This window comes from Rothia sp. 88186D007BW, from assembly GCF_053544215.1.
Window position 1 is genome coordinate 72,035 of sequence record NZ_JBPPTR010000002.1, and the last position, 20,016, is coordinate 92,050.

Here is a 20,016-nt window from a genome sequence, read left to right on the forward strand (position 1 = left end):
AAACAATCACCTAAACCACTTATTTCACCAAGCCATAGCACATATGGGTAAGTAAAAAAACTTTCAACAACTCATAAACAACTATGTAAAATCTCGCATCAGCCTAGCTGTGACGGGCGTCCGCGCGTAAGGACAAGGCACCAATTACTAAGAAGATACCGGCGGCCAGGGCACCGCCACCGGCAGTACCCATAATTGCCTTGTCCCCAATGTCAGATACCCACGGCAGGGCAGCAGCCGAAAGGGTCACAATAATGCCCTCTAGCTTCCAGTCGCGGGCTACCGGGTTATCAGCCTGGGTGCGCATACCGGCAAGAAGCTTCAGAACCCCGGTCAAACCCAGCACGCCGGCGGCAATGAGAGTAAGCCACACTTCCCCGCGCGGGGCCACAAAAACTAGCACGCCACCGGCAGCCTGAACCAGGGCCATAGAAGTAAAGGCCTGGGCTGTGCTGCTACTGCCCACCTGATGCAGCCTGCGGGCGATGAAGTAGGAGGCTGCCGCATACCCCAGCAGGTAAAGCCCCAGCATGACGGTAATGACCCCCAGGGTCGGTTCCTGCCAGAAAACCGTGGTGAGACCAAAAGCCAGAAAAACTAGGGCTTGCACTAGGGTGGGGGCGGTCAGGTCAGGAGCAAGAAGAGGGTCATGAGGACGCAGGGGCGTAGCCTGCTGCCCGCTGCTGGCCTGATCAGATTCGGGGTGTTGGGAATCAAAAGTCACCTCACCAGTCTAACCAGCCAGGCTGAAAGCCGCCGTGTAGCAGCGCCCTTCTCTAGAGGCCTATGCCGGTAGATGCCCCTTAAGTACCTGGCTCAAGGTGTCTAGGCCCTGGGCTAGCTTCCGGTTGCTGACCGCACCAAACCCTAGAACCAGCCCGTAGAGGCCCTCGCCGGTCTCTGCTCGGGATGACCAGTAGTTTCCCAGGGGTGCTATCAGCACCCCGGCGGCTTGGGCTGCGCTCACCAGTTCTTCTTCCAAAGCTGCCCCGCAGGCGGCATCGACACCGGGCAGAGATATGACCGTGTGCAGGCCCCCGTCCATGGGTAGCACGCTTACGCCGGGTACCTCTTGTAAGGCGGTGAGAACCTGCTGACGGCGGCCTCGGTAGATCCGGCGCATGCGCGCCGTATGGCGGCGCACCCCACCTGCTGCTAAGAAAGCGGTCATAGCATCTTGCACCACTGATGACACCGGATTGCCCAAATCAGCACGGAGCTCTAGAAGGTCAGCTTGAACGTGTCTTGGGGCCACCACATACCCCAGACTTAAACCGGGTATCAGCATCTTGGCGAAAGACCCCAGGGTGACCACCCGGTCAGATGCCCAGCGGGCCGGGTGGGCTTCTGCTCCTCCCAGTAGAGGGGGGCGGTCAAGGGAGGCCAGGGCTGGTAGGGGGTCGCCCACATAGCGCAGTTCGGAGTCGTAATCGTCTTCAACGAGGAGGGCATCGTGGGTGCGTGCCCAGGCTAAAAGTTCTAGGCGTCGTGCCAGCGGCATAGAGGCCCCGAGCGGGTACTGGTGGCTGGGGGCTATAAGGACGATGTCCGGCCGCTGCGCTCCCGTTGGCAGGTAGGCGGGGTTAAGGCCCTGTTCATCAACCTGGATAGGTAGGATTTCATGACCGAAGGTCAGGGGTATGCGGTGCAAGGAGGGGTAGCCGGGGTTCTCCACTGCGATACGGAGCGGACGGTTACGCACCCTACGCCGCAGAGCAGTAAGAAGCAGGCGGAACCCATCGCGAGTGCCAGCAGTTACCAACAGGTCATCAGGAGTGCGTAGCACCGACCGCATCAGCCGCAGATGCTCAGCTAACTGCACCCTCAGCTCATAGGAACCGGCAGGAGGGTAAGCGGCCCCGGGGGTAGCTGCCGCCTGCCGCCAGGCCGCCCGCCAGGCAGAACTTGCCACTAAAGAGGTGTCAGGGCTACCCGGGCGTAAATCAATACCTTCATCAGGGCCCGCGTGAGGGTGAACAGTATGCACTGCTGAGGTGTGTGCGGACGCCCGCCCACCTTCTCCGCTCACAATGGGCAGTTGTGCGGGGCTAGTCTCCCCCGCAAAGAGAGCTGGCGCAGAGAGCCCTGAGGCTCCCAAGGCGAGGTGGGCTGCGACGCGGGTGCCCCCGCGTCCGCTGGTTAAATAGCCTTCCCCCACCAACTGTTCATAGGCAAAAACAACTGTTCCACGTGAAACATTCAGGCGCTCAGCCAGCGCACGGGTAGAGGGCAGGGGGTCACCGGCCAGCAAAAAACCACCCAAGACCAAAGACCGGATCTGCTCAGCTACCTGCGAGGGCAAAGACCCCGGCGCCGACCGTGAGACACTCACCGGCAACTGATCAAAGCGCGAATACTCCGCCACACTACACTCCCCTCACAAGGCTGCATTCTCTCCCGATACTAGCCCACCGGCGTCCACGCACCACTTTTAAGGCAACAAGAAGGGGTACCGGGCTGCTGGCGCCGGTACCCCTTTTCGCATCAGATTCTTCCCAAGGAATCTGACTAACCTACGTACTCCCAAACGCGTACGTAGTCAACTTCGATTGCACAATCTGCGGTGCTCTCAGCGAGACCACCCCAGTAGGCATTACCTGCCTGCATGCACAAACGAATGTTGAACTCCTCACCAGCAGGCAGTGCGGCCTGGTAGCGAGAATCTTCTGACGAGACGAACAAGTATTCAACCCCGTCAAAGAAGAAGGTGATACCGGCCGGAGTCTTCTCAACTGCCCAGGTGTGGTATTCATCAGCAAGGTTCTGCCCCAGCACAGGAATCAGGGCGTTCTTCTTAGCCCTATTACCCTGCTGCTGACCGTAGTGAACAGTACCCTCAGAACGGTTAGAGATATCAATGCTCTGCTTGCCAGAGGTATAACCGTAGGACTCGGAGATGTCGATTTCACCAAGAAGAGAGGTGTTGTTGGGGCGCATCCAGATACCACCCCAGGCGCCAATGTGGGCGGGAGTAGAGGCCGGCTGTTTAGCGCGGTATTCTAGGCGGAAGCTCTCAGCAGAGAACTTACCCATGGTGCCAATGTAGCCGGTGGCCCACTGGCGTACCTTGCCGTCCTTATAGGTGACAGGGGCAGCCAGTTTCTTCAACCAAATCTTGGTGGAAGAATCGCCCATGGTGACAGCTTCTTTGAGATTAACGCCGGAGTCATACCCCACGTAGGAATTATCGCGCACACGCCACTTAGCGCCGTCAATTACACCATGGTTGAAGTCATCTTCGAAGATGAGCTCACCCCAGCCCTCAGCGGTCAAAGCGCCACGGTGCTCACCCCAGTTATCTGCCTTAGCCTGCGCCACAGTCACCAGATGGGTGGAGGGGACGCTACGACCTGCATACACACTGATACCGGTGCCGGTACCGCGAGGAGTTGCCTGTAGAGGAATCTGGTTATCATCAAAAACCAGGCTTTCAAGGGCCTGACCGTTGACAATGACCTGGGCAACTAGGCGGGTAGCGCGCACCGACAGGGCTAGCTCGTAATAAAAAGCCTGGTCAGTAGCGACGCTGGCAAGAACCTTCTGGCCCAGAACAACGGTGCGGTTATTAATCACGCGCTCGATGTATAGGGTCATTGTGCCACTGTGAGCGATGGAGAGCATCGCGGTGTAGTAGTCACGACCGGTTGCTTTGCGGCGGGCAATAACGCGAGTGTATACGCTACCAGCGGCAGGACGCGAGGTGGTAAAGGTTGCTTCAACGAGGGCGTCAGAGGTTGTGGCGCCTAGGGGGGTGAAGAATTGAGCGTCAGTGAAAGCCTGGGCGAAGGGGGAGGTGTAGGTGACGTCTGCTAGGGGGGTAAAACGCAGGACGCCTGAGTCCAGGCCATTGCCGTTGAGTACAGTTCCGGTGTTTGCATGGGCTGCTTGGGTAGCAAGGGCCGTGGCTACAGCGGTTGCGGCGGTCAGGGAGAGAAAGTTGCGGCGGGATACAGAAAGCATGGTTTGGGTTCTCTTTCGTGTGTATTTGTTTGGGGCGGGAGACTCTTGGGGAGAGTCAGGGGTAGATTCGTGGGGAATCTGGGGTGAACCCTGGGCGGGGTCGCACAGCTCCTGGGGTGGAGCCTGTGAGCTTGGGGTGAGCTCTTCGTGGTTCGGTTGAAAACTTTATAGGACTTTTGGGGGACAAAACAAGGCAGTCTGGGGACAAAGCTGCTACTTTCCTCGTGAAGGAATTATATTCTCCCTTATCAAGGGTATCTTGTTTACCAAAAAAATTTTTTTACGGAAAATTTCAGGCTTGTCCCCATGCTTGAGTTTTTTGAGCAAATTAGCTCATTTTTTCAAATATTTACAAGGAGATTGTCCCCTAAACCTCTTCACAATCTGGTCACGCAGAAGCATATTCTTAGCGTTTGGGGGACAGAGCCTCAGGCAAAGGTTCCCGCCACCCCTCGCAAAAGAGTTCACACTAGACACGAGGGTAAATGTCAACGATTCGCACGATACCCACAGCAAAAAACAGGGGTAAGAAAGAAGTGTGTTGTCCCCCAAAGCGCCTCACCTGCGTCCGTCTCTTTCTCTGTGGTCTAAAAACTTTGTTCGAAACTGGCACTATTCTTAGACCACCCCGAGAGTGCACAGTGGAAACCATGACTGAAAACAAGACCACAGAAACCACCGTCACCGGCTCCCCCCTCGTCAAGCGAGGCCTAGCCGACATGCTCAAGGGCGGCGTCATCATGGACGTCGTTACCCCCGAACAAGCCAAAATCGCAGAAGACGCCGGCGCAGTAGCCGTCATGGCCCTCGAACGCGTGCCCGCCGACATCCGCGCCCAGGGCGGCGTGGCCCGTATGAGCGACCCCGACATGATCGAAGGAATCATCGACGCCGTCTCCATCCCCGTCATGGCCAAGGCCCGTATCGGCCACTTTGTGGAAGCCCAGATTCTTGAGCACCTCAAGGTGGATTACATTGACGAGTCCGAGGTGCTCTCCCCCGCCGACTACGTCAACCACATCGACAAGCAGGCCTTCAAGGTACCCTTCGTCTGCGGTGCAACCAACCTGGGTGAGGCCCTGCGCCGTATCACCGAAGGCGCAGCCATGATTCGTTCCAAGGGTGAAGCTGGCACCGGCGACGTCTCTGAGGCCACCAAGCATATTCGCACTATCAAGACCCAGATTGCTGAGCTGCAGGCCCTGCACGCCACTGCCCCCGACCTGCTGTACGTCAAGGCTAAGGAACTTGCCGCCCCCTATGAGCTGGTACGCGAGGTTGCGGAGACTGGCAAGCTGCCGGTCGTCCTTTTTACCGCCGGTGGTGTAGCAACCCCGGCGGATGCGGCCATGATGATGCAGCTGGGTGCAGACGGCGTCTTCGTTGGATCCGGCATCTTCAAGTCGGGCAACCCCGAGGCCCGCGCTAAGGCCATCGTTAAGGCCACCGCCTTCTACAACGACCCGGCTGCTGTTGCGGAGGCTTCCCGCGGGTTGGGCGAGGCCATGGTCGGTATCAACGTGGCAGACCTGCCCGCACCGCACCGCCTGGCAGAGCGCGGCTGGTAAGAATGGTTTTCCGCCCCGTTGTTGGTGTACTGGCCCTGCAAGGTGGGGTAGCTGAGCACGCCTCCTTGCTAGTGAGCCTGGGAGCCCAGGTGGTTTTGGTCAAGCGCCCCGAGCAGCTGGAGGGTCTAGATGCCCTAGTGCTTCCTGGTGGAGAGTCCACGACTATTGACCGGCTGACGAGGATTTTTGGCCTGCGCCAGCCTCTCATCGAGGCAATCTCAGGTGGCCTGCCCACCCTGGGCACCTGCGCCGGGCTGATTCTTCTGGCCCAGGAGATTGAGGACCCAGCCGCCGGTCAACAAACCCTGGGCCTGCTCGATGTGACGGTGCGCCGCAACGCCTTTGGCTCCCAGGTTGACTCAGCAGAAACTGAGTTGACCTGGGGTGCCACCGGGGCGGGCGACACCGGTGAGCTTGCTGGTAGAGGCAAGCAGGTGCCGGTTAAGGCCGCCTTTATTCGCGCCCCTATTGTCACCCGACTCGGGGTGGACGTCACCGCCCTAGCCCACCACGCTGGGCAGGTGGTGGGAGTGCAGCAGGGTCACCTGCTGGGCATCTCCTTCCACCCGGAGCTCACCGGCGATACCACCGTGCACCGGGCCTTACTAGACCTGGCTAGCCGGGCGGGAGCGTCCTAGTTTCTACTCGCTTCTTGTAGGTAATCGAAAACTTCAGCATGAGTGGGCTGAGCTGCCGTGGCTAGAAGCGTCCGCCTCCACCGCCGCCGCTAAAGCCCCCGCCGCCACCGAAGGACGAGCCGCCCGAGAAGCTACCCCCTGATGCCCCCGAATTTTCCGGCACGTGATTGCTGCCCGAGTAGAGGTGGGGCATGGTTGCGTAGAGGGGTAGCCAGGTGCTAAAGGTGGGGGCGTAGCGGGTGTAGGTCTCCTTGTTCTCCGCTTCCTGCTCAGCGAGCTCGGCCTCGCGCTGGTCGGGGTCTACCGGGGCGGTGCGGTTGGCGTAGCGGTATTTGATGTAGTCACGGCGCATATCGTCGGGAATGCTCAGGCCGGGGTTCTCCTCCTTGGCCCGGCGCATCTCGTCCTCGGCTGACCGTTTGACCTTGCGGTAGTCGCGGAAAACCCACCCAACAATAATCGCAGCAACGGTACCCAGGGTGCCCAGGACGCCCCAGAGAATCAGGTTGCTATCGGCGCTTTCGGTTTCTGCTGCCGTGTAGACCTCGTCGATGGTAGCTTCAAGTCCGGCGGCGTAGTTGCCGTCGGTGAGGTAGGGGCCCAGTACGTCGTTGGCGATGGTTTCTGCCTCGGAGTCACTGATGTAGTCCCCGGCACCGTCTGCGACCGCGATGAAGGTTTCGCGGCCCTCCATATCAATGACCAGCACAGCGCCGTTATCTTTGCCTTGATCGCCGACGCCCCAGGCGTTTCCTAGGTCGGTGGCGTAATCGGGCAGGTCAGTTGGGCTCTGGTCGGTGGTGTAGATAGCGAAGCGGGCGCGGTCGGTGCCCCGGTTTTTCTGGTGGATGAGGCTGTTGAGGTGGTTCTCTTCGGCGTCGGTGAGCAGGTCGGCATCGTCGCGAATGTTGCCGGACGCCGGCGCAGCGGGCAGGTCTGCCGCTTCGGCTGCCGTCATGGTCAGGGGAGCAAGGACGAGGACGCCCGCCGCCGCTAGCGCGGGCAGGGCAGCGAGCCTGTGGGGCGGCTTCTTGTTCTGGATCCGGGGGTTTGTGATGTCGGTCCGAGGGTTCACTGCTGCGTCCTTTCGCGTGTCGACAACCAGGCGTCCGTGCCTACTCTTACCGCCAGTATAGCAAGCCTGCTGATAAAAGAACTCCCCCGGCAGGATGAGTTACGTCCTAGAAGGTACTCAGCCCCGTTGCCTCCTGGGCGCGATAGGCCAGGGTTTGCAGGGCAGATTTTAGGACGCCCCCACCTGCCTTGGCCGCGTAGGGCAGGGTGAAGGTGGTTTCAGCACCATCTACCGGTTCGTTATTCCAAATCAGGGACCAGTAGGCAGAGGACTCTTGAGCCAGGGAAGATTCTCCCCCGGCACGCACCCGCAGGCTGGTTTCTAGATTGTAATTACAGATATTTCGGCGGGTGAAATTACCCGACCCGGTCAGAAGCTCAAAGCCAGCTACCCCCGCCGGGGTGGTGGCGTCCTGCACCCGGCTTACCGCCAAATACTTGGGGTGGAACTGCTCCCCCTCGGTGGCATACCAGCGCACCTGCACCCCGGCGTCCACTAGTTCGCGGGCAACAGGTAAAGCAGGCAGGCCAGTTTTCTTGCGGCCAAAGGCGTCAATATTCAGGTCAAGTATCACCTGCACTAAGGCACCGCGGGCCGCAGCAGCCTTAATCTCGGTGATAATAGCGCGCTCTGACAGGTAAAACATGCCTAGGCAGACCCTATAGCCGGCCCTGGAACCAGCCAGCATATCCAGGGCAGCAGTGCGGATACCGGCCTCAGTTACCAGCTGTATTTCAGCCGGGCAGCCCGGGCGGCTAGGCCCCGCAGAAGCCCTTAGTTTTCGCAGGCTAGGGGCAATATCTGGGGCTGAGAATTCTAGTACAGCCAGTTCACTAGCTAAGAGGTCACGCAGCACAGGGCCGGTCACCCGCAGGCCCAGGTTGGAGTTCGGTGCTGAAGCATCGTGGGGGTTGGCGGAGCTTACCAGGGCTTCGCTCTCAGAGAGGGCTACCTTGCGGTGGTTGGCTTTGAAGTTAAAGAGCCGGGCGTAGGCGTTGGCAGAGACGCGCGGCCCACCGGGCACCAGGGCGTTGGGCAGCACAGCAGGTAGCTCCGGCAGGTGTGCCAGGGCCGCCCTGTAGAGGCCGGAGTAGAGGGGGTTGGAGTCCCCGAGGGGTTCTAGCGCAGTTTCGACCACTTGCACCCCTGCAGCTCGTAGTTGCTCTAGGTGGGGTAGCGGGTAGCTGCCGTAGAAGGTGTTGATGGGGTCGGTGATCAGCACCATGGGCATGGTGGGGGCGGCAGCCCGTTTAGCTAGAAGAGCGTCGGTAAGGCGCTGGCTGAGGGCCGGGTAGGTGCGGCCCTTGGCACGGTCATAGTCGCTGTTGAAGAGGAACATGTCGAGTATCAAAAAGCTCTCAGCCCGCTCGATCACGCCCTCAACCGCCCTAAAAATCTGCTGGTCAGTCTGGCTTTTACCCCCGGCACGGTAGGTCAGATCAGCTAGGAGTTCCACCTGCCCGCTTCGCCAGGGCCCGGTCACACCTAGGCCAGCAGGTAGGGGTTGATGGCGGTGGTAGAGGGCGGACGCGGCCGCGGCAGCACCGCAGGCCAGGGCGGCGAAGGCAAGGGGGCGGGTTGGCGTGCTCATAGTTCTAATCTACCTAGTTTCACGCCTCTGAGGTGTTTGCCTGGCTCGCCTGGGGTTCTTTAGAGCAGTTTTGCTGGGGTGAGGGTAGCGGCCCTGGTCAGCACTGGAACCTATAGGATAGAGAGAGTTGCACCGTTGTATTCCACCGTTGAAAGAGGAACCATGGGGTATTTTGACTCCGTCCAGTCTGCCGCGCAGCTTCTTAAGCCGCTCACCAATGAGCGCATGTTGCAGGCTCTTGACCGTCTTGAGGTGGATTATGAGCTGGGTGATGATGGGGCTGCGGTCTTTCATTTTGAGCAGGGCTATTTTTATTACACTCTTTCTAGCAGTGCCAGCCGCGATGTGCTCAGTGTGCGCGGTAGCTACCGGGGCACCTTCCCTGTGGAGATGTTCCCTACCCTCAATGAGTTCACTAGTGCCTGGAATCAGCAGAATCTCTTCCCTAAGGTTTTCTCTTACCATGTTGCAGAGGAGGGGCAGGGGTTTGTGGTGTTGCCTGTTGAGGTGAGCATGGTCTATGCCGGGGGTGTGACCGATGCCCAGCTTGATGAGCATCTGCGGGCTGCTGTGCAGACCTCACTAGAGTATTTTCAGACGGTGGCCGCTACTTTTGGTGGAAAGGAGTAGCCTTGTCACAGCGTTTTAAGGTTGATTTGGGTGGCCTGGTTGAGCTGTTGTCGAAGAACCTGTATTCAGGCCCGCAGGTTTATTTGCGTGAGGCGATTCAGAACGGGGTTGATGCTATTACTGCCCGCCGGGAGCAGGACGCCACCGCCCCGGCCCGTGTGATCTTGGAGCCGTGGGAGGATGGCACCGGCATCACTATTACCGATACCGGTGTGGGTCTGACAGCTGAGCAGGCTGAAGAATTTTTGGCAACTATTGGGCGTACATCTAAGCGTGATGAGGTCTTCAATGAGGGCCGGGCTGAGTTTTTGGGTCAGTTCGGTATCGGCTTGTTGGCCTGCTTTTTGATTGCCGATACGGTTGAGGTGACTTCGCAGAGTGTACTAGCTGGGGCTGCCCCGGTGCGCTGGTTAGGTCACGCTGATGGCACCTTTGAGGTGATTCAGTTAGCTGACGGGCAGGCTCCCCAGGTTGGTACGACGATTCGTCTCAAGGCGCGGCCGGACGCAGCCCATTGGGTTGCTGAAGAAACAGTAGTAACACTGGCTAGTGATTACGCCGATATGCTGCCGGTTGAGGTGTCGGTTCGGGTCACTGCTGCCGGTCAGCGCATCTGGCGGCGTATCTCTTTACCTGCCCTGCCCTGGGCCAAGGGTGAGGGTAAGGGCCAGCCTAATGAGCATGAGCGGGCTATGGCGCTGACTAACTATGCGGAGAAGACCCTGGGCTTCACCCCCTTGGCGGCTCTTGAGCTGGAGGTCCCTGCCACCGGTACAAGCGGTGTGGCTTATGTACTGCCGCAGGCGGTCTCCCCTGGTTCAGGCCGTCACCGGGTCTATGTGAAGAACATGCTGGTGAACACCCGTGAAGATAGTCTGCTGCCCGATTGGGCGTTCTTTGTGCGAGCGGTGGTGAATTCGGAGTCCTTGACTCCCACGGCCTCCCGCGAGCAGCTACGGGAGGATGAGATTCTTCTGCTGACCCGTGAGGCTATCGGTGAGCAGCTCAAGGCCTGGATTACCGCCACTCTCTCTGAGCCCAGTACCCTGCGTGATCGCTTTGTGGAGACCCATTCTTTGGCCCTGCGCGCGGTGGCCCTGGCTAGTGACGACATGCTCGATGTAGTAGCGCGTTCCCTGCCCTTTGAGACCACCGGCGGTATCGCTACCCTCTCCCAGGTTGTGGAAGAGACCGGGCAGGTGCTCTACACCCCCACCACCGAGGCCTACCGCCGGGTTGCCCCAGTGGCGCGGGCCCAGGGGCTGTGGGTGGTCAATGGCGGGTACGTCTATGATTCTGATTTGCTGGCTAAACTAGCTGACCGGCCCCGCTGGAAGGTCACTGAGCTGACCAGTAAGGACGTCACCCAGACTCTTACAGCCGTTGAGATGGAACGCGAGTTCGAGGTGCTGCGCGGCTTAGAGCGCGCCCGGGCCGTAATGGCGGCCCATGACTGCGGCGTCCTCTTGCGCACCTTTGACCCTGCTGAGGTACCCGCGGTGCTGCTGCGCGATGCGCAGGCCGAGCGTGCCCGCGACCTGGCCCAGGAGGCTGAGGACGCCGGTGGCCCCTGGGGTGGAATCCTCGGCTCCTTCACCGAGGCTGCAGCCGAGCCGACCCGCACCTTGGTGCTCAATGACGCTAACGAGAATACCCGCCGCCTGCTGCACCAGCCGGAGCACGCGTCCTTTGAACCGGGCCTGGTCACTCTTTACCTGTCAGCTCTTATGTTGGCGGGAGAGGGCCTGCGCGGGTCTGAAACCAATCTGCTCAGCGACAGCCTGGCCCAGCTGCTTGAGGCCGCCCTGCGCCAGCCCTAACTTTTAGCCACCCACGAGGGAGAAGACTGTGTGGTCAACCCACCAAGCCGCCCAGAAAATTGCTGCTACCCGCGACCTGCCCTACGGTAGCGCCCGCACCGCAGCCATGGAGTACATTACCCGCACCCTGGAGCGGGAGGGCCCTGAATCCATGCTGCCTGAGGCCTATCTTAACCTGGTGGAGGCCTACGTCTTTGGGCAGCCCACCCCGGCTTCCTTTGCGGTCTTCTCTAAGCTTTTGCGTCTTTACGATGCTCACCCTGAGCATTTTGATGAGTTCACCGCCCGCACTCTTTTCTGGCAGTTTAAGTGGATTATTGGCGATATGACCGCCTACCCGCAGATTTCTAAGGGGCAGGCGCGCGAGCTGCTCGATGAGATGCGCCGCCGCTACCGCCTGGCGGGCATGGGCGAGATGGCCCCTGACCGTGCCGAGTACATGTGGGCAGCTCACATCGGTGAGGACGAGGCCGCTGAGAGGTGGCGGGCCCGCTGGCTGTCGCACGGTGAGGACGAGATGGACTGCGGCTCCTGTAGGCACGGTGGGATCCTGCGTGATTATGTGACGGATGGGGATTATGAGGCGGCTGTTCGCCTAGGTGCCCCCACCGATGATTTGTGTAATAGGGAGCCTGCGGCCTCCCACCGGCAGTTGGCTTTGGCTTACCTGCATACGGGGGATGGCCAAGCGGCTGGGCGTCACCTCTTGCGGGCGGCGGCTCACCGGGGCCAGTATGACCCAGATGATGTGGGGGTTGAGTTTGAGGTGCTAGCCCGCGGGCAGAACCTTCAGGCGGCCTTTGATTTGCTGGCTGACCACGGCAAACGTGCTCTTGACCTGGCGGGCGACCCTGGCGATAACCGTAATTTTCTGCGCTATATTGTTGCCGGTTTGGCCTGGGCTGTGGAGAGCCAGGGGGATATGCCCACTGGTGTGCAACCTGCCGGTCAGGTGCCCCGGGCGACCTTGCGACAGCTCTATGAGTGGGCGCTGAGTGAGTCTCAGCCGCTCTCCCAGGCCTTTGACCGGCGGGCGGGTAACACTCGTTTCTCAGAATCCATTGAGGCCGCCACCAGGTTGCCGGCTCTGGTGCCCATTGTGCTACCCACCGGAGCGGACGGTGCCGACTCAGCGAGTGCAGATACCCAGGCCGCTACTGAGCTGGGGTCTACTGAGGCGGGGCCTACTGAGCTGGAGCCCACTCCCCTATCTTTCACTCCGGTTGAGCCTTACCTGGCGATAGCCCGCCAGTTAGAGGCTACCGGGCCTGCCCACCAGGCGGGGCTGGCCTATGCTGAGGCTGCTTTCTTGACACTCACGGGTGGCTCTAGTGCAGGTGCGCAGGCACTGGAGGCCCACAGCTACTTTGAGAAGGCCTGGCCCCTGCTAGTGGAGGGCAACGCCACCCCTGCCCTACTGGTGGAGGTTGTGCGCCTGTGGGCACCAGCAGCGGAGCAGATGGGCGCTTTAGAGGCCCTGCGCGGCCCGGTTGATGAGCTACAAGAGCTGACCCAGCAGGCTATCACTGCCACCCAGCACCAAGACCCCGAAGCCGATAGTCAGGTGCTCCGCCCCCATCTACTGACCTGCTTGCAGGCTCAGGAGCTGAGCGCTCGCCTGTGCCTGGCCCTTAAGGTTCCTGGTAGCCAGCAGCTCCTTGATGAGCTGGTGGAGGCCTACTGTGAGAGTGAGCAGTGGGAGCGGGCTGCCCGCCTGTTGGTGGTCGCCGCTGAAGCTGCGGCTAACGCCGGGCAGGGTGAGCTGGCAATTGACCGCTATGAGCTGGCGGCTAAGCTTTTTGACCTGATGAAGCTCAAGAAATCCCGTGCCGCTGCCCTGGACGCCTGCATTGAGCTGCTGCGCGCCACCGGCCAGGAGCACCGAGTCGAAGCCCTACTGGCTGAACTTGTGGAGCCCTAACACTGATTTACCACCGACATAACCTGACTGAAGAACTACTAGCAGGGTTCTGCCATATCTCTCAACCATCAGGCTATTTGCACTATCTGATATGTATGGGCACCCCTTATGAGTAAGCCTCTTTCTGAGCCTAAATTTTATTTTAGCGATAAATTCTTACGTCTTGACTTTCCCAAATACTTCCATCTATTTTATTGGTGAAAACTTGTCCCTCATAATCATATTCCACTAAAGGAAAATAGATAGTATCTATAGTGTAATCCCAAAATTCAATAACCTGTTTAGGATGGACAGCAAGGTATTCATCCGCATAAAGGTCAGCTTCCCCTCCCAATTTGTGATGAGGGAAAACGCCCAAGATGTGAGGGGCATTGGGGCTACCTTCCACCAAGAGAATGTAACCATCATGGCCAATTTCTCCGGGAGAGACATCAGAATCTATCCCTTCCTGAGAGTAAGGGTTTGCCGATATTTTTTCCCGTATTGCCCCCATCTGCCCCATGGTCTGGGGGTAAAGATTATAGAGCCTGGTTCTTTTAGGTGCGCAGATAATCCAGGGGGCTACAGATTTTTCTGTCTCACAATAGGCCTGACAGTATTTCTCTGCCTTCTGGTAGCTGGAATATACAGCGGCAACTGATACATCCCCAAAAGGGATGTGCAAAACTATGTAGATAAAATCTGAAATATCAGTAGCCGCAGTTTTCATCTTTTTTCGCCGTCTGCACAACAGTTCTTATGGTCGTTCCACTAATAGTTACTTCACCATAGGTTATTTGTTGAAATTTTGACTTATTAGAGTTTTTACACGGCCATGCCAAACTCTTTAGTTTCATAACCACCTGACTTTCTCAAGTTAACTGCACTCGGATAAAGAGTGCACCCTGAATCAACATAGCTATTTAGCTGCATATTGCCGGAATTTGAAACCTCAAAATAACCCTGAGGAATCCCTGCTATATCTTGAAGGCGCTCAATCCGCTGCACTTCAACAACATTATCTACAGCAGAGGCATCTGGCATTCGAACACCAAAAACCAGAAAAATAGCTATAAAAAAGATTGAAAAAATTTTTCATTTGAACTCACCAACTTTCCCACTGGCAAAAATTTTATTCGCAAGATGCATAACTTCTTCCACCCGCTTAGCCTGTTCAAGACTCAATGTTTTTTGAGCAACGGGCCAACCAACACCCAAAATTTCAAGCTGGCTACGCACATCGTTGCACCATGATTCAGTTGAAAGTTTGGAATCACTTGAACAAGCAAGCAAAAATATACTGAGAAGGAAAGTTAAGAAAATCCTAGAAAATTTAGAATAAATTTTCACCTCTACCTCCATGAAATTTTATCCACGCTAGATAGGTACACTCAGGAGTTTTTCCTGGAGGAACACTTAAAAATCCGATAAATTCATTCCTAAAAATATCATCCATAATAAATTATTCTCCTTGAGTTCTTGGTCAACCACCTTTGGCTGAACTTGGGGATCAAAGGGAAACCTCTTAGAGCTATTTTAACCACCCAACTCAGTAATTATCAATACTCTGATATAAAATTTTATTTACTGTTGAACATCAAGCCTCCCTAAGCTACCCAAACCCCACTGCGGGCCCGCCATCGGAGAGTTAAGGCGCGAGCGCCCATGTACCACAGGGCGTAGGAGCACCAGAGCAGCAGGTAGGCCAGAGTGGAGGTATCGACGTGCCCAGCCCAGCCCAGCTGCCCGCCCCCGGTAAGAGGGGTGGGGGCGTCCGCACCGGCACCGGCACCGGCACCGAACCAGAAATACAGCCCAGCCAGCACCGGCAGATAGGACACCAGGGTAAAGAGCCCCGCCAGCCCCAGGTAGCGCACGTCCTGGGCGCCAATGAGCACGCCGTCCAGAATGAAAACATAGGCGGCCAGGGGCTGGCCCACCGCCAGCACCAGCAGGGAAAGGGCAAAGAGGCGCTGCACCTCAGTGTCGGAGGTAAAGACCCAGGCCAGACCAAAGCCAACCACCGGGCAGACCAAGGCCGTGACCAGACCAAAGACCAGGCTCCACCGCACCAGGCGGTTTTTGAGCTGAACCACCGCGTCCTGCCCCTGCCGGGTTGAAAGATCCTGCGCCCCCATCTCCTTGCTGAGGAGGGCCTGGGCGGCAATAGCTAAAGCGTCCAGGGCGAAGGCTAGCAGGTTAAAGAAGGCCATGGTCAGCTGGTAGGCGGCCAAGTTTTTCTCGCCCTGGGAGGTCACCACAAAAACTGTAGCCAGCAGGGCGATTCGTAGGCAGGCGGCCCGCACCATCAGCCAGGCCCCCACTTTAAAGACGGCAGCTAGCCCAGCCCGATCCGGTAGCCAGCCAGGCCTGTGACCCTGCGCCGGTAAGGCAGAGTGCTGCACCCGCCCCCTAGAGCTGTGGGTGCGCGTCCTGGCTACTACCGCGTAGGTCAGGGCCAGGGCCATGCCCCACTGAATCGCAGCCGTTGCCACCGCTGAGCCAGCTACACCCCACCCTGCCGGGTAAACCAGGGCCCAGCTCAGCGGCACGTTGAGAGCAGCGCCAGTACTAGCAACGTAGAGCGGGGTTTTGGCGTCCTGAAAACCACGCAGGGCACCAGTAGCCGCCAGCACCAGCAAAATACCGGGCAGGCCTACCAGTGAAGGTAGCAGGTAGGCGGTGGCATAGGTCAGCACCTCCCCGCTAGCCCCCAAGGCCCGCAAGAGAGGAGTTGCGGTCAGGGCCAGCAGCAGGGCAAAGAAAACACCCAGGCCAGCAGCCACCCACAAGCCATTACGGGCAGCAGCCAAAGCCCGGGGAATATCCCCTGCCCCTACCGCCCGGGCCACAGCAGGGGTGGTGGAATAGGCCAAAAAGACCATGAAACCTACCAGGGTCTGCACCACCGTTGAGCCAAACGTCAGACCTGCCAAAGGGGCACTGCCCAGGTGGCCTACGATGGCAGAATCAGCCAACACCAGCAGGGGCTCAGCAATCAGGGCACCAAAAGCGGGCACCGCCAGGGCAAGGATCTGGCGGTTCAAGGAAGGCTGAGACAGGGCAGGGCGCGGTGGTGTGTAAGGCATGAAAACCACCCTACCTGCCACCTCAGCAGAATAGGTGTTAAGGGCGGGTCATGATGTAGGTTTTACGGCCAGCGAATTCGTCCTTACGGGTGATGGCGAACCCTTCTTTTTCGTAGAAGCGAATGGCACGGGCATTGGTGGAAAGCACCTCAAGTTCAGCCGGGCCTGAGTCCAGCACCTGGCCCATCAGGGCCTGGGCAACCCCCGTGCCGAAGGCCTCAGGGAGCAGGTAGAGCATTTCAAGTTTTTGTACCTCGTAGGGCATTTGGGAGGCAAAAGCCAACCCCAGCAGCTTGCCGGGGGCGTCCTTTTCTCCTGCTTCTACCGCAACCAGGGCGCGGCGGCGCTGACCGAGCTGCTGCTGGACGTCCTCACCGGTGCCGCCGGTAGATTCTAGCCAATCTGCAAACCCGGTAGCGCGGGTCTCAAGCTGTTGCTCCTGGGCGGCAAACATCTGCGGGGTGAAAGTTCCTGCATAGGCGTGACGCCAGGAAACCATGCGCAGTTCTTCCCAGGCTCTAGCCTCTGCGGGCGCAGGGGGCCGGATCTCAAAGTTCATTCTTCTCCTTGCGCCGTGCAGCTGCGAGTCAGCGAAAGGGGGCAAGGCGTAGAGTCATGATACCGCAACCGGCCTGCGCCGAATCCAGGTCTTAGAGCGGTAGGTGGTAGATGTAGTCCTGTACCGTTACCGTCTCAGTCAGGTGGAAGGGGCACTCACCGACCTGGCTAAAACCCACCTTCTCGTAGAAGGCCTGGGCGCGGTGGTTAAGCTGAGGGGTGCGTAAATGCAGCCCGTCCTTACCATCGGCGCGGGCCTCAGAAATCACAGACTGCATAAGCTCCCTAGCCAGACCGGTGCCGCGAGTCTCAGCAGAGAGGTAGAACTTGCTCAGGTAGGCGGCATCCCCAGGGACCTCATCGGGCTGGGAGGCAGTGTGGTCAATACCGGCGTAGGCGATGATGTCATCATTTTTATCCACTGCCAGGGTGAAGCTGTGGGAGCCAGTTTCTAGAAAATGGGTGAAAGAGGCCTCATCTAGGTTTTCGCTCACAAAGACTTCTATGTGCTCGCTGGAAACTATCGGCGGGGTGGAGTCCGGGAAGTGGGCGCTGGCGAAAGCTGAGAGGGCCGGGGCGTCAGCGAGGGTAGCAGGGCGTAGGGTGTAGCTCATCCTTATTCTTTCTCGTAACCGCGGAGCTTGTTCAAGGCCCGGCGTTCAGTTTTTGTTGGTCGCCCTGCGCCCCTCTCACGGCGGGGTAGGGCGCCGCTGGTGAGGTAGGCAGGTTTAGGGGCAGAGATATCTTTATAGCAGGTGGCAGCCACCGGCGCACCAACCCGCTTAGAAATGGTCTTATGCACTACCAGTACGCGCTCCCAGCCAGGGTAGCGCACAGTAATAGTATCGCCGGGTTTGATTTTCTGCGAGGGCTTGGCGTGTTCGCTGTTGATGCGCACGTGCCCAGCTTTGACTTCGGCGGACGCCAGTGAGCGGGTTTTAAAAACGCGCACGGACCAGAGCCAGGCGTCGATACGCACTGGCGGCTGTGGCCCTGTGGGGCCGGGGGCCTCTACTAGCGGGTGGGCGCTGGGTGAATTCATGTTTCTAGGCTACCTAATGAGCGAATGAGATGCTTCCCCGCCTCTTCCCCACCCGAGCGTGCACCATATCGCCGAGAGTGCGGCAGCCGTGCGCACTCTCGGCGATATGACGCACTTTCGCGACCCAACGGGTTCTGCCCTGCCGTACACTTGTGCCCATGACTAGCCCTACCACCCCTACCCTTCCCCTTGGTTCATGTTCCCTGCCGATTGATGAGAACCTGCCGGGCACCGCTGCCGGTGAGTCCCGCTGGGTGCTCCTAGAGCACCCCGGCGGGTGGGGGCGAGATATTCTGGACGGAACAGCCTTTGGCCCCGAACTCTCAGCCGCCTTGAAGGAGAAAATGGCTCAGGTAGGTGCCCGCTTGCTCCTGATGAGGCAACCTGGCCGGGCAGGGCAGAAGAATAAGGACGCTGCCAGCCGCCGTGCTTTTCTTGCGGTCACCGGGGGTAGGGGTTTTGCTGAGGCCACCCTTTACTCTTTTGAGATACCTGGTGCGGAGAGTTTATTAACCTTGCCCCTGGATGAACCGGATAATATCCCCGGTGCGGTTGTTTCAGGTGAAACCCTCACCCTTATCTGCACCCACGCCAAGCGCGACCGCTGCTGTGCAGTACGCGGCCGCCCCCTTGCGTCCTTTCTAGCAGAACACCTAGCGGATGGCAGTATCTGGGAGTGCTCACACACCGGCGGGCACCGTTTTGCCCCGGTAGCCCTCAGCCTACCTACCGGCTACACCTACGGACGCCTCACTGTCGAGCAGGCCCTCACTCTCACCCGTAGCGCCCAGGAAGGCCGTGTAGAAGTGGCCGGTCTGCGCGGTCGCTCATGCTACTGCCCTATCGAGCAGGTAGCGGAGGTGGCCGTCCGCACCCTCTTGCAGGAGGCCGGTGAGCAGGCAGGGCCCAGCGACTTGAGCCCCACCGGTGTGAACCTCAACGAGCTGAGCCTGGGCGAATTGGCTGCCACTGACACCAACCAGCAGACTGCCCGCATCACCCACCGCGACGGACGCTCCTGGCTAGTAACAGCCCGTCGCACCGAATTGGCGCCCCGCCCAGCCTCCTGCGGTAAGGACGCCGGCCCCGCCTTTAGCTGGGAAGTCACCAGCCTGCACCAGGTCACCCACTAAAGAAAGAGCGTTTTAAAGAAGAGTGGGGTTCCTGGCGGTCTGCGGCACACGCCGCACCCCGAAAGGAACCCCACATTGGTAGGAAGTGTTGTGAGAGATTAAACCACGCCGGTGGCACCCAGCAGGGAGCCGACACCGAAGGTCACAGCCAGGGCCAGGGCACCACCGATGACCACACGCAAAGCGGCCTTGCCATAGCGCGGGGAGCCGCCCCACTTGGCACCCAGGCTACCGGTGATAGCCAGAGCAATCAGAACACCAGCGAAAGTCACCGGGATACGGATAGATTCGGGGAAGAGCAGAATCAGTAAAGTGGGCAGTAAGGCACCGACCAGGAAGGCACCGGCTGATGCGAAAGCAGCAGACCAGGGTGAGGGGATGTCCTCAGCGTCAATGCCCAGCTCAAAGTGCAGGTGGGTTTTGAGGGCGTCCTTCTCGGTCATCTCGATAGCGGCCTTGCGGGCAGTATCGGGGGCGATACCGCGATCTTCAAGGATTTCAGTTAGCTCATCGAGCTCGCGCTCAGGTATGTCACGCAGCTCGGCCTTTTCCTTGGCAATCAAGGCTTCCTGGCTATCCACCTGGGAGGAGACAGAGACATATTCGCCTAGGGCCATTGAGATGGCGCCACCGACGACAGCGGCGGCGGCAGCCACACCGATAGCGGAAGTGTTAGAGGTTGCACCGGCAACACCGACCACGGTGGCCGCTACAGAGACGATACCGTCGTTAGCGCCGAGCACGGCCGCACGCAGACGGTTCAGTTTCTCCTGGTAGGCACCACCCATGTTGTGACCTTCACCAGTGTGAGATTGAGGAGCAGCAGTGGCAGGGGCTGCTTCATGTGGTTGGTTTGTCATAGGTCTAAGCGTAAAGATTTTCCAAGCTTTCTTCCAGCTAGCCCAAAGTAACTCTGTATGCTTCCTCACATAACTGGAAGGTGAGGTAGGGCTGAGTTGCTTACCGATAAGGGGCTTCTACAGGCAGTCAAGGAACTCGCCCAGGGCAACAC

At 58.8% G+C, this 20,016-nt stretch carries 19 protein-coding genes; 6 read left to right on the forward strand and 13 right to left on the reverse strand.

Translation table 11 applies throughout. The annotated features are described in order from the left end of the window. Nucleotides 1-103: 103 nt before the first annotated feature. The 3 genes from ACEE09_RS01595 to ACEE09_RS01605 all read right to left on the reverse strand — a co-directional run bounded on the left by ACEE09_RS01595 (nt 104) and on the right by ACEE09_RS01605 (nt 3,960). Nucleotides 104-724, reverse strand: a complete 621-nt coding sequence (locus ACEE09_RS01595) for a hypothetical protein (protein ID WP_449081468.1) — start codon at nt 722-724, stop codon at nt 104-106. A gap of 60 nt (nt 725-784) precedes the next feature. Continuing rightward, a complete protein-coding gene (gene pdxR / locus ACEE09_RS01600; protein ID WP_449081470.1) occupies nt 785-2,365 on the reverse strand; it encodes a MocR-like pyridoxine biosynthesis transcription factor PdxR in 1,581 nt (526 codons plus the stop codon). Nucleotides 2,366-2,508: 143 nt separating this feature from the next. Then, on the reverse strand, nt 2,509-3,960 hold the full coding sequence (locus tag ACEE09_RS01605; RefSeq protein ID WP_449081472.1) for a glycoside hydrolase family 16 protein: 1,452 nt from the start codon (nt 3,958-3,960) through the stop codon (nt 2,509-2,511). A 650-nt stretch (nt 3,961-4,610) separates the two neighbouring features. Between ACEE09_RS01605 and pdxS the strand changes: the two genes are divergently transcribed. Continuing rightward, entirely contained in the window at nt 4,611-5,528 is a 918-nt protein-coding gene (pdxS, locus tag ACEE09_RS01610; RefSeq protein ID WP_449081474.1) for a pyridoxal 5'-phosphate synthase lyase subunit PdxS, read from the forward strand. Between the two features lie 2 nt (nt 5,529-5,530). Next, nucleotides 5,531-6,166, forward strand: coding sequence for a pyridoxal 5'-phosphate synthase glutaminase subunit PdxT (pdxT, locus tag ACEE09_RS01615; RefSeq protein ID WP_449081476.1), 636 nt, complete (start codon nt 5,531-5,533; stop codon nt 6,164-6,166). Between the two features lie 61 nt (nt 6,167-6,227). Here pdxT and ACEE09_RS01620 read toward each other — a convergent pair whose 3' ends face one another. Both ACEE09_RS01620 and ACEE09_RS01625 read right to left on the reverse strand, forming a co-directional pair. Further along, nucleotides 6,228-7,241: a TPM domain-containing protein gene (locus tag ACEE09_RS01620; protein WP_449081477.1), complete on the reverse strand. Its 1,014-nt coding sequence runs from the start codon at nt 7,239-7,241 to the stop codon at nt 6,228-6,230. A gap of 106 nt (nt 7,242-7,347) precedes the next feature. Then, entirely contained in the window at nt 7,348-8,832 is a 1,485-nt protein-coding gene (locus ACEE09_RS01625; RefSeq protein WP_449081479.1) for a phospholipase D-like domain-containing protein, read from the reverse strand. Between the two features lie 162 nt (nt 8,833-8,994). On the opposite strand from ACEE09_RS01625, the gene ACEE09_RS01630 reads away from it, so the two are divergent. Genes ACEE09_RS01630 through ACEE09_RS01640 form a run of 3 tightly spaced genes read left to right on the forward strand, consistent with a single transcriptional unit; the run spans nt 8,995 to nt 13,203 of the window. After that, nucleotides 8,995-9,462 (forward strand): YbjN domain-containing protein, encoded by a 468-nt coding sequence (locus ACEE09_RS01630; protein ID WP_449081481.1) that lies wholly within the window; start codon nt 8,995-8,997, stop codon nt 9,460-9,462. Between the two features lie 2 nt (nt 9,463-9,464). Then, nucleotides 9,465-11,282 (forward strand): HSP90 family protein, encoded by a 1,818-nt coding sequence (locus ACEE09_RS01635; protein WP_449081483.1) that lies wholly within the window; start codon nt 9,465-9,467, stop codon nt 11,280-11,282. 28 nt (nt 11,283-11,310) lie between these two features. After that, nucleotides 11,311-13,203 (forward strand): hypothetical protein, encoded by a 1,893-nt coding sequence (locus tag ACEE09_RS01640; protein WP_449081485.1) that lies wholly within the window; start codon nt 11,311-11,313, stop codon nt 13,201-13,203. Between the two features lie 142 nt (nt 13,204-13,345). Here ACEE09_RS01640 and ACEE09_RS01645 read toward each other — a convergent pair whose 3' ends face one another. The 7 genes from ACEE09_RS01645 to ACEE09_RS01675 all read right to left on the reverse strand — a co-directional run bounded on the left by ACEE09_RS01645 (nt 13,346) and on the right by ACEE09_RS01675 (nt 17,871). Next, the gene (locus ACEE09_RS01645) at nt 13,346-13,912 is read right to left on the reverse strand and encodes a hypothetical protein (RefSeq protein WP_449081487.1); all 567 of its coding nucleotides are present in this window, start codon (nt 13,910-13,912) and stop codon (nt 13,346-13,348) included. Nucleotides 13,913-14,007: 95 nt separating this feature from the next. After that, nucleotides 14,008-14,226, reverse strand: coding sequence for a hypothetical protein (locus tag ACEE09_RS01650; RefSeq protein ID WP_449081488.1), 219 nt, complete (start codon nt 14,224-14,226; stop codon nt 14,008-14,010). Nucleotides 14,227-14,277: 51 nt separating this feature from the next. Continuing rightward, the gene (locus tag ACEE09_RS01655; RefSeq protein WP_449081490.1) at nt 14,278-14,532 is read right to left on the reverse strand and encodes a hypothetical protein; all 255 of its coding nucleotides are present in this window, start codon (nt 14,530-14,532) and stop codon (nt 14,278-14,280) included. A gap of 257 nt (nt 14,533-14,789) precedes the next feature. Continuing rightward, nucleotides 14,790-16,271 carry an MATE family efflux transporter gene (locus ACEE09_RS01660; RefSeq protein WP_449081492.1) on the reverse strand — a complete coding sequence of 494 codons (1,482 nt, stop codon included), beginning with the start codon at nt 16,269-16,271 and terminating at the stop codon, nt 14,790-14,792. 37 nt (nt 16,272-16,308) lie between these two features. Continuing rightward, nucleotides 16,309-16,830, reverse strand: coding sequence for a GNAT family N-acetyltransferase (locus ACEE09_RS01665; RefSeq protein ID WP_449081494.1), 522 nt, complete (start codon nt 16,828-16,830; stop codon nt 16,309-16,311). A gap of 91 nt (nt 16,831-16,921) precedes the next feature. Next, the gene (locus ACEE09_RS01670; protein ID WP_449081496.1) at nt 16,922-17,443 is read right to left on the reverse strand and encodes an N-acetyltransferase family protein; all 522 of its coding nucleotides are present in this window, start codon (nt 17,441-17,443) and stop codon (nt 16,922-16,924) included. A gap of 2 nt (nt 17,444-17,445) precedes the next feature. Next, entirely contained in the window at nt 17,446-17,871 is a 426-nt protein-coding gene (locus ACEE09_RS01675) for an RNA-binding S4 domain-containing protein (protein WP_449081498.1), read from the reverse strand. A 158-nt stretch (nt 17,872-18,029) separates the two neighbouring features. On the opposite strand from ACEE09_RS01675, the gene ACEE09_RS01680 reads away from it, so the two are divergent. Continuing rightward, the gene (locus ACEE09_RS01680) at nt 18,030-19,004 is read left to right on the forward strand and encodes a sucrase ferredoxin (protein WP_449081500.1); all 975 of its coding nucleotides are present in this window, start codon (nt 18,030-18,032) and stop codon (nt 19,002-19,004) included. 98 nt (nt 19,005-19,102) lie between these two features. On the opposite strand, the gene ACEE09_RS01685 is transcribed toward ACEE09_RS01680, so the two are convergent. Then, nucleotides 19,103-19,864, reverse strand: a complete 762-nt coding sequence (locus ACEE09_RS01685; protein WP_449081502.1) for a VIT1/CCC1 transporter family protein — start codon at nt 19,862-19,864, stop codon at nt 19,103-19,105. Nucleotides 19,865-20,016: the final 152 nt, after the last annotated feature.

Coding starts and splice junctions, on each gene's coding strand:
- ACEE09_RS01605 (WP_449081472.1), bottom strand. CDS start 3,960: ATGCTTTCTGTATCCCGCCGCAACTTTCTCTCCCTGACCGCCGCAACC.
- pdxS (WP_449081474.1), top strand. CDS start 4,611: ATGACTGAAAACAAGACCACAGAAACCACCGTCACCGGCTCCCCCCTC.
- pdxT (WP_449081476.1), top strand. CDS start 5,531: ATGGTTTTCCGCCCCGTTGTTGGTGTACTGGCCCTGCAAGGTGGGGTA.
- ACEE09_RS01625 (WP_449081479.1), bottom strand. CDS start 8,832: ATGAGCACGCCAACCCGCCCCCTTGCCTTCGCCGCCCTGGCCTGCGGT.
- ACEE09_RS01630 (WP_449081481.1), top strand. CDS start 8,995: ATGGGGTATTTTGACTCCGTCCAGTCTGCCGCGCAGCTTCTTAAGCCG.
- ACEE09_RS01645 (WP_449081487.1), bottom strand. CDS start 13,912: ATGAAAACTGCGGCTACTGATATTTCAGATTTTATCTACATAGTTTTG.
- ACEE09_RS01650 (WP_449081488.1), bottom strand. CDS start 14,226: ATGCCAGATGCCTCTGCTGTAGATAATGTTGTTGAAGTGCAGCGGATT.
- ACEE09_RS01660 (WP_449081492.1), bottom strand. CDS start 16,271: ATGCCTTACACACCACCGCGCCCTGCCCTGTCTCAGCCTTCCTTGAAC.
- ACEE09_RS01665 (WP_449081494.1), bottom strand. CDS start 16,830: ATGAACTTTGAGATCCGGCCCCCTGCGCCCGCAGAGGCTAGAGCCTGG.
- ACEE09_RS01670 (WP_449081496.1), bottom strand. CDS start 17,443: ATGAGCTACACCCTACGCCCTGCTACCCTCGCTGACGCCCCGGCCCTC.
- ACEE09_RS01675 (WP_449081498.1), bottom strand. CDS start 17,871: ATGAATTCACCCAGCGCCCACCCGCTAGTAGAGGCCCCCGGCCCCACA.
- ACEE09_RS01680 (WP_449081500.1), top strand. CDS start 18,030: ATGACTAGCCCTACCACCCCTACCCTTCCCCTTGGTTCATGTTCCCTG.
- ACEE09_RS01685 (WP_449081502.1), bottom strand. CDS start 19,864: ATGACAAACCAACCACATGAAGCAGCCCCTGCCACTGCTGCTCCTCAA.